Source organism: Pilosibacter fragilis, assembly GCF_032490495.1.
GTDB lineage: Bacteria > Bacillota > Clostridia > Lachnospirales > Lachnospiraceae > Pilosibacter > Pilosibacter fragilis.
Genome location: NZ_JAVYJB010000022.1, coordinates 31,722 through 45,585 on the forward strand (window position 1 = coordinate 31,722; position 13,864 = coordinate 45,585).

The window sequence follows — 13,864 nt, forward strand, 5'->3', positions numbered from 1 at the left end:
TTCTGTTATTAATTGAAAAAGCGATTTTAATCAATCACAATTTCTATTTCCTTTTTAATAAGTGTTTCCCCATTCTTCATTTCTGCTGCATATGCTTTACAACACATCCCTAACTCCATACATTCACAAAACATCTTTTTATATTCCAGAAGATGTTTATCCGTTGATAGTTTTACTTGCTTTACATATGGATTCAACGAAACATATATGTATACAACCTTATACCCTTTAGTTAACAATTCTTTTAATTTACAAAATTGTTCAAGTGCTCTCTCTGAAAATACCGTGGGAAATACTGCCTCATTTCTTGTTGAAATAATACTTTTAATCTCAATTACAGTAGCTGTTTCCGGCAAAAACAAATCCGCTTTATATCCATCAACAATACTTTCTTTTTCTACGATTTTTCTATTACCTAGATAAGCAAATCTTCTAGACGATATACTTCTTCTAATAATATCATTCGCCTCTGCTGTTCTAAGAACCATATAATTCTGCTTAAAGTTAATTGCATAAACAGCGTATCTAGTCCTAGAATTACCTTTCTTATTCTCGCGTAAAAGTACCCTTTTTCCTGCAAGCTCAAGAAAATTCCCAAGCCTGCAAGAAGACGGTATATAACACTCTTCGTCAATTCCTTCAACATTTACCGTACAGAGAAATCTGTTTTTTTCTTCTCTTACAAATGTACCAACAATAAAATCCTGACTCATTACTCATTCACATATCCTTCAACGTATTCTGTTAGTTCCTGTTCTGTGATAAACAAACCTTGCATTCTCTTCACGTCACTCTCCGTTACAACTAACATATCTCCCATTCCAAGTAGATTTTCTGCTCCAGGCATATCAAGGATCGTCTGCGAATCTGTATGAGAGGGCAATCTGAATGAAATTCTATATGGAATATTCGCTTTTAATACGCCAGTTACAATATTGGCACTAGGCCTTTGTGTTGCAATAATCAAATGAATGCCCAGTGAGCGAACCTTCTGTGCCAGCATAGATAATGAGCGTTCAAATTCCTTCCTATTTCCTTGCATCTCTGCCGTCTGAATCAAATCAGCATACTCATCGATAACAACCACCAAACGTTTCATCCTATTATTTGGATTTTTTTCGTTGTATGAATTAATGTCACGACTTCTGCAAGCGCGAATTTTTTGCATTCTATCCTCTTTATCTTGCTCATTTATTCGATTTAGCATCTCCAATGCTTCCTCAGCATCTGTAATTACTTTTCCACCATATAAATTAGGCAAATCCTCAAAGAATACAAAATCTGTTTGCTTAGGATCTACAATTAAAAATTCTACTTCATCCTTATTGAATTGTTGCAGCAAGCTTACAATTATCGAGTATAAGAAGATTGTTTTTCCTGAGCCTGTAGTTCCGGCTACCAAGAGATGTGGCGCCTTAGAAATGTCAAGCATTTCAAACTTACCATCAGGTGTTTGTCCTGCTACAATATTAAGCTTTTGCTTATCTCCATCTAACATCTTCAAATGGTCTACTAGCTTAATAGGTTTACCCGCCCCTACAAACGGTACATCAACAGAAATGTATTTTGTACCTCTTATGTGATTAACTAATATTTCTCCGTTCGCTTCGAGCTGAATACCGATATCGGCTTTCGATTTTTCAAGTGCTCTAACAGTCTCTCCGGACTTGAGCTCCACTGTAAATCTCGTAAAACGAGAAGCTTCTTGTGTCAGCTCTGGATCTACCGGCAATGCAGAAATTCCATAATCCTTAAACACCTTATTGAGTCTATTGCATTTTTCAACAATTCGTTCTCTCTCTGCAATTTTCTCTTGTTCATTTTCGCTCTCGTTTACTGTCGTTATCGCTTCATCTAAGTGAGCTTCAGCCTCTGCAGAGTTTGCACCTTCTATCTCAACTGTACTTGTGTCTTGCTTACCGGACGAAGATTGTTCCGTATGCTCTGACGCCCCTACAGCTCTCATTTCAGAATCACCAGCACTATTCGACACCTCCAAAACATATTCAACTGCAGAAATAATTGCCTGAATCTCCCGACTTCCTACTATATTCAGCAAGTAATCGTTTCCAGCATACTCATCCTTGCCTTTATATGTCTTTTCGCTACTATCACCATTTTCAAAGTCTACAAAGCATATCTGCTTAGATACTTCAATCTTATACTCACCTGCAAACAATGAATTTAGCTGATTCGCTCTCTCATGCTTTTTATAAGAATCCATTTCCGTTTGAAACAATGTTTCGTATACCTGTTCTCTAAGAATTTCTCTTCTCGAAACAGTGGTTATACGTTCTGTCGGACCAAATATCTCTTTTACCAATCCTTCCAAAACAGTCGATTGTGCTACTGCATGACCTGATATTGTATCACCATCAATAATAAACGCATTATCATTATCCCTATAGGTTTTAACCTCTACAATATCAACTGCCATTTCCTCTAAACGAATTCCTATTAAATCCGGTAATTGATTATCATCTCTTCCAGACAACCATTCCTGCGCTAATTGAGTATCTAAACCAACTAAAATAGCCTCTGGATTTTTTCTAAGATAATGTATTGCCGCAATGGCAAGTCCCAAACTTCCCTTGCCATGATTAGAATCAAAAATCCTATTGGAGCCATGGGATACTATGCTTAATAAGCCATCATCGTTTATTGCACGAATAGCACTAATGATATTTGCAATACCTTTTTCCTGTGGCACAAAATTACCCAATTTGCATACTGCATCTCTATAGCCTTTAATAAACTTTTTGCAGTTCTTAGAATAAATGCCTATAGAACGATAATCATCTTCTCTATAAAATAATTTCTCACTTGCTGCACGTAGCGAAATATCCCAACTCTTCAGGTTTTGGTCCAAAATAATTAACCAATCTGCTTTACTTAGCATTAAGTCATAGGTATCCCTTTTAATTGGTGTATTAAAAATACTACTTGTATGGCTAAAGCTTGACGGATGCTCATTTAACTTTTCTACAATACTTCCATAGGTGGAAAATACGTCACCTTCATTAGCTGGCCTAATCTCAACCACCTCATCAACAGGGTTGTATTTATAAACCTTAGGTATACAGAGAGGATGAATGTGTAGCAGCTTATCATTCTTAACAATTTCGGTTCTTACTTCATTCGGATCAAAGATAATCATAATATGCTGGTCATCCTTCATATCCGCAAGGATTCTAGAATATACCTGCTTTTTACTACCAATTTTCAGTCGGAAGTTTAAACTTCTTTTTCCTTTTACCTGTCCAAGCATTCCGTCATTGATAGAATCATCGTTAATTTCAATCCAGTCATTTGTAGCTTCCTTTGTTCTATAAATAGAAACATCTATTCCGGATATATTAAATTCCCTATCATTATTAAGCTTTTTCAACATCGACACCATAAGCTCAACTGACGGTGGATCAATAATGCTAATTTTAAGCATCATACCTGCATGCGGATATAAGCACAGATAACGTGTGATACTCTGTTTTAATGCATCTATTCCACTTTCACTTTGGTCGATTTGTTTATTAGTCGAATAAATAGGTATATTCCCAATTCTTCCCGTCAAAGGCAAAAATTCTCCTCCGCTTCTATGAACCGTTGCAGGAAGCAACATAACAGATAACGGGTCTGGAATATCATCTGCTTTTCTAATAATAAAGTTTTTATCATCATCCGAAAGGCTGCCTTCCTCTGTACTTTCTACTCCTTTGCTATCCAATATTTCGTCAGCCAATTTAATATACTTCCAAAGAAATAACGGATTTAACGGGGTTGGCATAGCATGAAAATTATTTTCACCTTCTACAAATATGTTGTCCATAGAAATAATGGTGTTTACAATTTCCTTTGCATTTGAAGGTGCTATTTGCCAAATCTTTGAAAAGTCGCTATTTATTGAAATCAGAAGCTTCTCATATGCAACCAAATACTCTGTAAATGCTTCTTTATCTGCAAGAGCAGGAAACATAGGTGCATCCTGAAGTCTCATTCGATACTTATTAATTTTCTTACGTGCATCGAGATAATTCCTTAAAGCTTGAGAAATGCTTTCTCCCTCTGCCACTAAATCCCCAATTTTTCGAAGACTTTCCCAAACTCTATCCAAAAGATTTTCTGTAAATGGCAAATACTCATATTTATCAATATCTGCTATTGCTTCATCAGGAGACTGAACATCGGCATAAATAATACCACCGTAATCTGTTTCATCCGTCAGTTCTGTTGCGATACGCTCTGTAACGGGCTCCGCTTTAATCTGCACTTTTGTGCCATCTACTTCTATATCAACCCTCTCACGCTTTCCATTATTGCTTCTATTATCAACCTTTTGTTCGAGTTGCTCTAAAACATCATGAATCTGCTGTGCGTTTCCCTCAAAAATCATTTGTGATGCCATAGATGTTGGATTAACGGTATTGGTTTTGTTCTTTGGCTTCGGTGGATTGCCCGGCTTCTTTTTTGCGGCCTTTAAACATTCTTCAACCTCGCTAAGCTCCATTTGATTCAATAACTGCAAATCTTTTTTAGCATAATACTGCAAAATCAATCTCGGAACAGACTTGTTTCCTTCTCCATTGGCATAATAGTTTGTTATACTCTGCCTTTCTGCCTGCTCAAGGTTACCGATTCTTTCAACAATTCTATGGTTCTTTTTCATCCTTGATACAATATCTTCTGTTGAAGGGTTTCCAGCATCAAGAGAATTATCCCTAAGCAGTCCTAGCTTATAATATGAATCCTTAATCCTATTTGGTAAATCCTCTAATGGGGCATACATTAACTCCTGCAAATATTCCAGAACTCTCTCAAAGCCCAAAACATCTCTTATAGATTTTCTTTTTAAAGCATGTATCAGTGAATTAATTACAGAATTTGTTTCTTTAAGCTCGTCCAACACATATTGACAGCTTTGGTTATACACCATATCTACTGTCACCTCATGAAACCACCTTAAGGAGGAAAGCTTTTCAATTTCTGCTCTCTTAATCACTAAAACTCTAAAGATATCTTCGTTACCACTGTTTCTTGATTCTTCAGCATCCTCTATACTAAAAGAATAGGATACATTTTCAATTATTGGCAGTATACCCTTTAAGGAGTTTTCATCCTCATAAGTAAATCCCAGAAAAAAGACTTGTTTTCCTTTATCACCCTTTAAGTTCTGCACAAATTCTGCATATTCAAAATGAGGCAAATTTAATATTGAAACACCATAGGCTCCAGCCTTTTCCTTATTATTTACAATTCTTGTTACAACCTGTGTTAATAATTTAGCTGCCATTTACTGTCTCCTTCCTATAAGTGTTACACCATCTGCATACCTATGTGCCAAGCCCAGTGCTATATAGAGATCAGCTAATTTCTGTGCATTTATTGCTAAATCACCCCGTAAATCTCCCGGAGTCGATTGCGCTATATTAACCTCTTCTAATACTCGGTACTCATTATCAACATCAGCACCTAATAATATACAATATGCATCTAAAGCTTTTTTGCTCAATTCACGCAACTCCAGCCCATCTTCAATATCATCATCTGACAACAGACTATATGTAATAGTTTCGAGGGTAAAGCTATTGACCAAATACCGTTTCTTTGCCGCATTGCCTCTTGGTCCGGCCAATCCACATCTTGTTCCAAGTACTCTACAAAACTCAGAAGGTGAATTGTTTTTATAGTCAAAAGTATATAAAATAATCTGTATGGCATGAGCAAGTGCATGTATTGGCTCATCCTCATCCTCACAAAAGCTTTCAAAGTAACTGTTTATTGCACTGGTTATTTCCTCTTCCCTTGTTTGCGACGAAAAGTTCATCCTTTTAATCCATTCCAAGCATGCTTCTTTGCTATTATGTGCAATCTCCGTGTGCAAAATACTATTTATAGATTCAATAAAATAATCCTCCACCGCTGTTTTTGCATAGGCAAAGCACTGCTCGCTTGCTTTTTTTATTGATTCCATATTTTCACCCGAATCAATAAGTATTGGGATTCTTTTGCCTCCATAAACTGCTGAATGCGCATTAACCAAATATAAAAAAGCTGAAAAGCATGAGAAATTTGTTATTCTTTCTAATACAAGCAAGGAATTCCTATCGTCTCCTACCTTTACCATTGTGTTCGCAAGGTTATCAAAACCTTTTCTGATAGTATCCTTACAACTATCCCATTTAACTTCGCTGTCTTCCGGGTAATTTACACCATTAAGTGTTCTTTTCTCTTTATCAGAAGGAAATACTATAATCGGCTTTAAAATCCTTGTAAGGTCATCATCATCAATCTCCAATGATTTTTTTAACAGTTCAAGTATTGGCGACATTTTTCCATCAATTTTTTTCGACAGAATTTCAAAAATATATCTTCCTATTCTCGCCTCAGATGGAACACTCTTCTTAACCAACCAATGAGAGCTAATATTTACGACCGAATGGTCATAATTCGGATATACCGTATGATCCGGATTAAAGATCTCTTCAAATAAAAATCTAACTTGCTTAATGTTCGAAGTATTCTCATTCGTTCCCTTTAAAAGAATTTCATCATATTTCTTTACAATTTCCTCTGAACTAATTGCATCCTTTCGTCTTTCACTTACTATCCATTCATGCACATCTCTAAAATCACAAATCTCTCCGGTACATTCTCTGAACAAGCCATTTGCAATATGAGGAGGCTTTGTTGAATTTGAGGTCGGGGTAAATCCTAAAAAGTCCCTGCAAACTTCATCGCCTAGGCTGTTTATCTTATCGTTCTTTGCCATTAGTCTTCCTCCTCAAAACTGTACTTATTATCAATCACATAAATAGATTTTTTGTAGCTCTTCTTTCTGTTTGCTATAATAATTTCTCCGTCATCGTTATCTTCCGTCAGGTTATAATCGTCCAATTGTCGCAAAAACCTAGCTGCGGTCTGCTCATACTGAGGTGCTAAGAGACCTATCGGATATCCTGCTTCAACCGCATCAAGTGTTCTTAAAAAATCCACATCTAATATCAAGACTGGATTCTCTTGTTCACGTGGCTTCAGCAATACATGATTTGGGACATATTCCATTCCCTCCATCCAATCATTAGGCTTTGGCATCTTAATCTCCAATTCACTTGCATCTATATATCTACTAGAGATTGCCACTCCTGCATCGACACTTAAATCATATCTATGTGTTGTCCAAATTCTCAATAGCTTCTTATCATCACTGGACAGCAAAAAAAGCTTATTTAAGCCTCTAATAATACGTTCCTTGATTTGTTTTTTCTGTGTTTCAAATGAAGTAAATATTTCCGTACATCTTTTGATTTCATCCGGTTGTAGCACAGATAAATTAACACCGTCTTCGTTCTCAAAATAATACTTCCTTTTAATTGATTTAAAGCATTCAACAGCTCCTTCGACATTCTCTTCGTATTTTTCAGCACTAGGCCATTCTGTTGGTGAATCAAGAAGCCATTTTCCCTTTATTTCACCATTCCACAATGCTTCGTCCATCACAGAATGAGACAAATAAATTGGGTCAAACTGTTTTACTGTTTCCAATAAAGGATTTGTACTTTCAAAAACAGCGTCATAATATGGCATACCTTCATATTCTTCTAAGGTACACGCTGTTAAAATAAATGAAACTGCCCCTAAGATATCCCTGACTGCATAATGCTCACAGCTTGTAGTTGCCAGTTCTATTATCTTAATCAACTGGCTTCTGATTTCCTTTTTCTCTATTGCAGCTAGATTTTTTTTAAGCTGTGCATTCTGAATATCTTCTGCCTTCAAGAGGCTACAAATTTTGTCTATAACCTCCTCTGTTAATGCTCTATCCTTATCTAGTAAGCTTCTTTCATTTAGATCAACAATTACAATCCTCTTAATTGAAACATTAGGAATATCATAAATAATGCAATCCTTTTTAACGTTCATCGTTTCAGTGTATATATTATTGTTAATCCTCTTCATAATCTTACACAACTGATAAAACTGATATTCGTTAACCGCAACAATTGCTGGTGTCTCTTTCTCATAGCATTCAACAAGCTTATTAGCAACCTCTTCATAATTTGCAACTCTGTTCAAATCTGTTTCAATATATGTGTTTAATGCTTTGATTTTTTCAAGCTGTCTCTTTATTAAGAATGTTTTTCCATCTCCCGGGTTTCCGGTTAAAAACACAATTTTCCCCGACTCCAACAACTCTAGTATCATATCCTCTACTTTTGAATGTATATGAATAAGTTCGAGTTCCTCGTCGCTCATATGATCAGAATAGCAATTCTTACCATTATATAATTTTTTTATAAAATCCAAATTGCCCATAACTGCCCTCCTAGCATTTAGTGCTTAACAAAACTTCCATAATATCGAATGCTTCGAGTCTCTTCTCAATATCTACAGATGTTATTCTCATTTCAAGCCATCTTTTATACCAATAATCAATTAGGTATTGTGTATGCGCTTGAACATCCTGATCATCCTCAATATTAAAGCCGTACTCTACATCTTGGTCTATTCCTAAGAGAAAATCATTTGTATTATTTGCAAGATTTATCGAATAAACAATTCTTGGTGAATAGTGCTTCAAAAAAGCATCCGCTCTAATACCAATAGCCTTCAACCCTCTACTAATCATTCGAAATCTCGGGCTCGTACCTTCGCCAAATACGTGATTTATTTTCTTACCACCATCAATAATTTCTAATATTCGAGAAAACAGGGAAGAGGTATCATTTGAAAAATACACTGTTCCAAATCCTTCCGTTATTCCCATTTTTGCATACTCAAGCTTCGAACCATTTTGTAGAGGGACCTTTATCCGATTATATTGACTACTCCCTATTGCATAAAGGCTTGTAGTTCCTAAATATACCAACCTACTATCTCTTACCACACGCTTTCCCTTCATTCGGGATGCTATTTCACTTACCTGTTGCGCATACCTATGCGTATAATCCCTTATAACCGTTGGACTGCACGCTAAGATACTAACCAATTTGCCTCCCAACAATTCATTGTACGGCGGAATAGAACCACAAACAATTATATCCATCATATTAGAACCAATCTTACATTTTCTGTTTGCTATCAAAGCAGTATTTATTGCCTGTCGTCCCTCCTCCTTTGATAATAGAAATTGGAGTTTCTCTGTATTATCCTCATATGGAGCCTCTACAAATATCTTTTTCGCCTTTAGTAGCTTTGCCAATTCAGTAGCTCTCTTTTTCTTGAATAATGGTTTCTGTGTTTCCTCAATCCAATTTGGATTTTTTTCATTATTCTTATTGTTAATTGACAAGGCCTCTAACTCAATTGCTTGGCTAATAAGAGTTTCTATGTACTCCGCCTTCGGGTATTTTGTATTCCTATGATACCCCAAATCCTTTGTGTATATATCATCTATTGCGTCATCAATGTTTTGGATTAGTAGCGGCATTATTTTATTTGAATACTTTTGGATACGAAGAGCATATTCCTCATCTGTTTCCAATGACTTTACTATCTTCGCCTTTATCTTTCCACCATCTGTTCCTGACACCTCTTGTTCGCAAAAAGAAATATCCACCTTTTGCTGCATATTTCTTTTTATTGCCTCGACAGTCCATCCTATATCTTCATCTCTTACTGAAAGATTTAAAACCGAGTTACCCAATGCAAATATACCTATAATCGGATGATATTTCTGGGCACGATCTCTAACCAAGTAAAAAAGATTTCTTCCTGGCATTGTCTTATATGGGATAGCCCAAGTATATCTGAAATATCTCCAGATATCGGATAATTCAATTCCCGTATGCTCATCCTTTCTTTGTGTTACTAACTGAATGTATGGGTCACAAATCTTACCTTCTTCACGGATGCGCTGAATCAGCATATCCTTATTTCCTATCAGGTTTTTAATTGAAACTTCCTCACCTTTGAACAATCGTGGAGTTTCCATCTTGATGATAAATTTTTTAATACTCTCCGTCTTAAATTGAGCATTTCTTTCTGCACTAAGTCTATAGCGTATATGTGCCTTATCATCCAAATTATCTTCATTCATAAACAAATGCAGTTTCCCCGATTCGGCTCTGAACTGCCAGCCCTGTAATGACAAATCTTTGAGTAAACTAATACTTGCCATATACTTAAGCAAATCAATATCTGCACATTCAGAAACACCATCAATTCCTACACTTTTTAATTCCTCTTCTAACAAATAATTCCTGTTATGCGGTAATGCACTTCCAAGCTTTTCAACCAATGCTGTAAATCTAGTCTGATACTTCTCAGACAAATCCGGCACATATTCCTCTATTGCAACAGTACTATCTGCTATCTTACTGTTCTTCACGTACTGCTCCTCCATTCATATCAGTAGTTTCGTCTTCAGCAACTTTTACAAGTTCAATAATCTCATCAAATGTACAATCCAAGCTATCACATATTCTTACCAATACATCCATTGATACATATTGATTCTTTGATAGCTTAGCTAAAGTTGTTTGACTAATATCTGCCATCTTTGCCAACTCTGTCTTCTTAATCCCTTTATCTATCATTAGTTTAAAAAGTCTATTGTAGCTTATTAATCTCATAGTTAATCTCCTCTTTAAAGATGGTGAACATACTCTCACATGTAAATTATATCATAGATGCACGCAAAATCAAAGATATCTTTGCCTTTCTTTAGTTTTTCTCCAACTATACGTACTAATCTTAGGTAATGCAAAGCAGAAGCTGAATTGGAAAACTGACTGCAAAGCAGAAAAAGGGCGAAAAAGGGCGAAGCCATAGCCGCCAATAGCCACAACTTCGCCCATTTTCTAATCTACTTATCTCACATTTTCACTTTTCTTCTTATTATCCTTATCTGCTTTTTCATCATTTTCACGAATTTCTGATTTCTTTTCTTTCAGTTTTTTTCGAACAGATGCCTTTTGGTATTTCTCTTCTAGATACTTCTCCACACCGGGCAAATACTCTTCCAGCGTTCCGCTCTTGTACTTGGTAATCGGATTAATATCTACCGGCACTCCTCCGATTTTGAAGTTATCTTCATGAAACAGATTAAACAAATCATCTTCGCTTTCGTCTCCGGACAGTTCCACCACCACATCCAAATCAGAAGCCTTTCCTTCCAGTCCTCTACATCTGCTTCCGGAGATTACTACTCCACGTCCAGATGCATCGAAGTCATTTTCAGAAAGCTTGGAAGTTACATATTCCTCCACCAGTTCTTCAATCTCGGTTGCCCCAAGTCCATCAATTGGCTGAAAGCATTCTTCTGTCTTTGCTTTGAATTCCATTATCACACGGCTACTATAAACTGCAGGTCCTGCCATATTTGCAATGTCTGCCTGCTCCGCAACCTCATCATAATTAAGTGGAATCAATTTGGATTCTTTCGTAATATTCCCCTTTGCTCCGTTAGTATCAGGATTCTCTTTCAGTTCCTCCACAATACTAAGCAGCACAAAGTTAATATCTACCGCCGGATCGTCATACACTCCACCATCTATCTCCCGATAGTGTTCATCCATTATGGAATAATCATATCCACCGTCACACTCCTGAATGCTGATAATTCTATCCGCAATCTTAAATGCAAGCTCTGTTTCTCTTGGTTCTTCGTACAACATACTGAGTCCTCCCCTAACGAAATGGCATCTCTGCTTCCATTTCCTCCGGGATATTTCCGAAACCCGAATCGCCACTGCCTCCTGCATTCTTGCTTTCTGCAAACTCGATATTCTCCACAACAATATCTGTTGTGTAAATCTTTACTCCGTCCTTGTTGGTATAGCTGCCGGTTTGGATTCGTCCTTCCACAATGAACTTCACACCCTTATGACCAAACTTCTCCAAGAACTCTGCAGTCTTGCCAAATGCCACACAGTTGATAAAATCTGCTGTCTGTTCCTCTCCATCCTTTTTAAATCTGCGGTCTACCGCAAGTGAAAACCTTGCAAAGATACTGTCGCTCTCTCCACGTCTAACCTCTGCATCCCTTGTCATTCTTCCTAATAAAATCACTTTATTCATATACTAAATCCTCCGTTTTTTGTTATTTTTAAAGTTGCGCTGTACCGACATATCCTGGAATGCCTATGTAGTAAAAAGAAAGTGGCCAGCAGTGCATTTGTAGGACAAATGCTCTTTGCTGGTTGGATGGCAATGCCCCCAATCCCCTTAAACTGTCATCTGCGCTGACAGGCTACGCCCGAATTCTCGTGCTGATTAGCGAAGACCTTGCTGACGGTCTTTTCGGTTTTGCGGATGTTGCATCTCCTGCTCCATCTGCTGAAAGAGGTCGATGTTTTTCTTCGCCTCTACTAAATCTTTCATTTCCTGCTTACAGGCTTTGTACTCGCTGTAAGCCTTTCTCTTCTTTGCCAAAAGTTCCGCATATTCCGCATTCAAAGCTTTCACTTTGGGAATAGGTCCTCCCAACTGCTTGAATGCTTCCTTTGCTGCTTTATGAAGCGTAATCTCTTCTCGATGCGCTTCAAAGAATTTCTTACTGTACCCGGCTTTGCGGTAAGCCACATATACATCTCTTGTTTTGGAATAGTTGATGATATGAGTTCGAAGGGTACTAATCTCTGCCATCCTCTTTTCTGCAGACTTAATCGTATCTGACAATTCTGAAAATCTACCGGATGTAGCCTCTGCTCTTTTTGCCAAATCATCATATCCACGGATACCTTTTTCGTCCAGATAAAGAAGAGTTTTCATAATCGCTTTATTATTAAAACGTTGCCCCCATCTTACATACCCGGCTCCCTTCCCTTGGCGAAGCTTCTCCTGAATATTAATTAGCATATCGAAATCTCGCTTCACATACTTTGGTTCACTCTTCTTGTGTTCCGCAGTTCCCTCTATTACTTCTCGAAGCTCTTCCTCGGAATATCCGACTCCCAAGGATTTCAAACGAATGAAATTTTTACGTTCTTTAGCTTTGAGAGCAATATATTTTCCCTTCTTAATCTCATACTCATCTTCCATAAGCATCTGCAGAAACTGTTGAAAGGTTTGAGGCTTTTGCTCCAATATCTTATCAATCTCTTCTCTGACTTCCTGTCGATAGGTCTTCTCAAACTTTGGCTTGCTTCTGCCTCCTTGGAAGGGCTTGATAACAGACATTCCATGCTCAAGGCAAATCAGATCACTTAATCTTCTAAGTCCTAATGCACAAAACCAAGAATCCCGAAACTTCTTGTCACAGTCCAAATTGATGGAATTGTAAACGATATGATTGTGAATATGCTTTTTGTCCGTATGCGTGGCAACAATAAAAGCATGTTCCCCTTTAGTAAATCGCATTGCTGTTTCATATCCGATTTGATTGGCTTCCTCCGGCGTGATTTCCCCCGGCTTGAAGGACTGGCGAATCTGATATGCAATGATATCTCCCTTATACACTCTTCCTGTTTTCTGCAGATATTCTCTGCGAGCCTCCATGAATTCCTTGTCCACAATTTCCTTGTTGCAGGCATAAGAAGATACAACGGTTCCGTTCTCCGTCTTCTCGTCATTTAAGGCATATTTGGTTCTGTCCTCCAAGCACTTTGCAACAGTTCTTCCTTTGTCCTGATGCATTGCAATTAATCTGGTTGCTGCCAATCCTCTCACCTCTATTCTTATTCAACCGCATTTAATCTGTCTAAAATTTCCCCAAGCAGTTCAATTACCCGGGCATGGGATTTTTGTAGTTCCTTAATGTCAGACAAGTAGATACTGCCTGTCTCATTTGCTCTTCTGGCATACTGATTTAAGTTAACCTGTTGTGCTAGATAAAATAATATAAAGAAACTTCAACAAAATGTGCTATCCTATTTGTAGGCAATACAACGAAAGGAGGCATCATTATGTTGAAGTTCCAAAATAATAA

10 protein-coding genes are annotated in these 13,864 nt (G+C 37.2%); all 10 read right to left on the reverse strand.

Features of this window, described 5'->3' with window-relative positions:
• Positions 1-26 precede the first annotated feature (26 nt).
• Positions 27-713, reverse strand: coding sequence for a DNA/RNA nuclease SfsA (locus ABCW45_RS15580; RefSeq protein WP_343221147.1), 687 nt, complete (start codon positions 711-713; stop codon positions 27-29).
• Positions 713-5,287 (reverse strand): FtsK/SpoIIIE domain-containing protein, encoded by a 4,575-nt coding sequence (locus tag ABCW45_RS15585; protein ID WP_343221148.1) that lies wholly within the window; start codon positions 5,285-5,287, stop codon positions 713-715. Before ABCW45_RS15585 ends, ABCW45_RS15580 begins: the two co-directional genes overlap by 1 nt.
• A complete protein-coding gene (locus ABCW45_RS15590) occupies positions 5,288-6,766 on the reverse strand; it encodes a hypothetical protein (RefSeq protein ID WP_117485079.1) in 1,479 nt (492 codons plus the stop codon).
• Positions 6,766-8,310, reverse strand: coding sequence for a DEAD/DEAH box helicase family protein (locus ABCW45_RS15595; protein WP_117485077.1), 1,545 nt, complete (start codon positions 8,308-8,310; stop codon positions 6,766-6,768). The genes ABCW45_RS15590 and ABCW45_RS15595 overlap by 1 nt, the downstream gene beginning before the upstream one ends.
• A 10-nt stretch (positions 8,311-8,320) precedes the next feature.
• Positions 8,321-10,324 (reverse strand): Druantia anti-phage system protein DruA, encoded by a 2,004-nt coding sequence (locus ABCW45_RS15600; RefSeq protein WP_343221149.1) that lies wholly within the window; start codon positions 10,322-10,324, stop codon positions 8,321-8,323.
• Positions 10,311-10,568 carry a helix-turn-helix domain-containing protein gene (locus tag ABCW45_RS15605; protein WP_117485073.1) on the reverse strand — a complete coding sequence of 86 codons (258 nt, stop codon included), beginning with the start codon at positions 10,566-10,568 and terminating at the stop codon, positions 10,311-10,313. The genes ABCW45_RS15600 and ABCW45_RS15605 overlap by 14 nt, the downstream gene beginning before the upstream one ends.
• Positions 10,569-10,805: 237 nt before the next feature.
• Positions 10,806-11,612, reverse strand: a complete 807-nt coding sequence (locus ABCW45_RS15610) for an LPD16 domain-containing protein (RefSeq protein WP_343221150.1) — start codon at positions 11,610-11,612, stop codon at positions 10,806-10,808.
• A gap of 13 nt (positions 11,613-11,625) precedes the next feature.
• A complete protein-coding gene (locus tag ABCW45_RS15615; protein WP_117485069.1) occupies positions 11,626-12,015 on the reverse strand; it encodes a single-stranded DNA-binding protein in 390 nt (129 codons plus the stop codon).
• A 195-nt stretch (positions 12,016-12,210) separates the two neighbouring features.
• The gene (locus tag ABCW45_RS15620) at positions 12,211-13,596 is read right to left on the reverse strand and encodes a relaxase/mobilization nuclease domain-containing protein (RefSeq protein WP_117485066.1); all 1,386 of its coding nucleotides are present in this window, start codon (positions 13,594-13,596) and stop codon (positions 12,211-12,213) included.
• A 17-nt stretch (positions 13,597-13,613) separates the two neighbouring features.
• Positions 13,614-13,778 (reverse strand): plasmid mobilization relaxosome protein MobC, encoded by a 165-nt coding sequence (mobC, locus tag ABCW45_RS18005; protein WP_485020650.1) that lies wholly within the window; start codon positions 13,776-13,778, stop codon positions 13,614-13,616.
• Between the last annotated feature and the right edge of the window lie 86 nt (positions 13,779-13,864).

Excerpts from the sequence above, each read along its gene's own strand:
- ABCW45_RS15605 (WP_117485073.1), bottom strand. The coding sequence starts at position 10,568 with ATGAGATTAATAAGCTACAATAGACTTTTTAAACTAATGATAGATAAA.
- ABCW45_RS15615 (WP_117485069.1), bottom strand. The coding sequence starts at position 12,015 with ATGAATAAAGTGATTTTATTAGGAAGAATGACAAGGGATGCAGAGGTT.
- ABCW45_RS15580 (WP_343221147.1), bottom strand. The coding sequence starts at position 713 with ATGAGTCAGGATTTTATTGTTGGTACATTTGTAAGAGAAGAAAAAAAC.
- ABCW45_RS15585 (WP_343221148.1), bottom strand. The coding sequence starts at position 5,287 with ATGGCAGCTAAATTATTAACACAGGTTGTAACAAGAATTGTAAATAAT.
- ABCW45_RS15595 (WP_117485077.1), bottom strand. The coding sequence starts at position 8,310 with ATGGGCAATTTGGATTTTATAAAAAAATTATATAATGGTAAGAATTGC.
- ABCW45_RS15590 (WP_117485079.1), bottom strand. The coding sequence starts at position 6,766 with ATGGCAAAGAACGATAAGATAAACAGCCTAGGCGATGAAGTTTGCAGG.
- ABCW45_RS15610 (WP_343221150.1), bottom strand. The coding sequence starts at position 11,612 with ATGTTGTACGAAGAACCAAGAGAAACAGAGCTTGCATTTAAGATTGCG.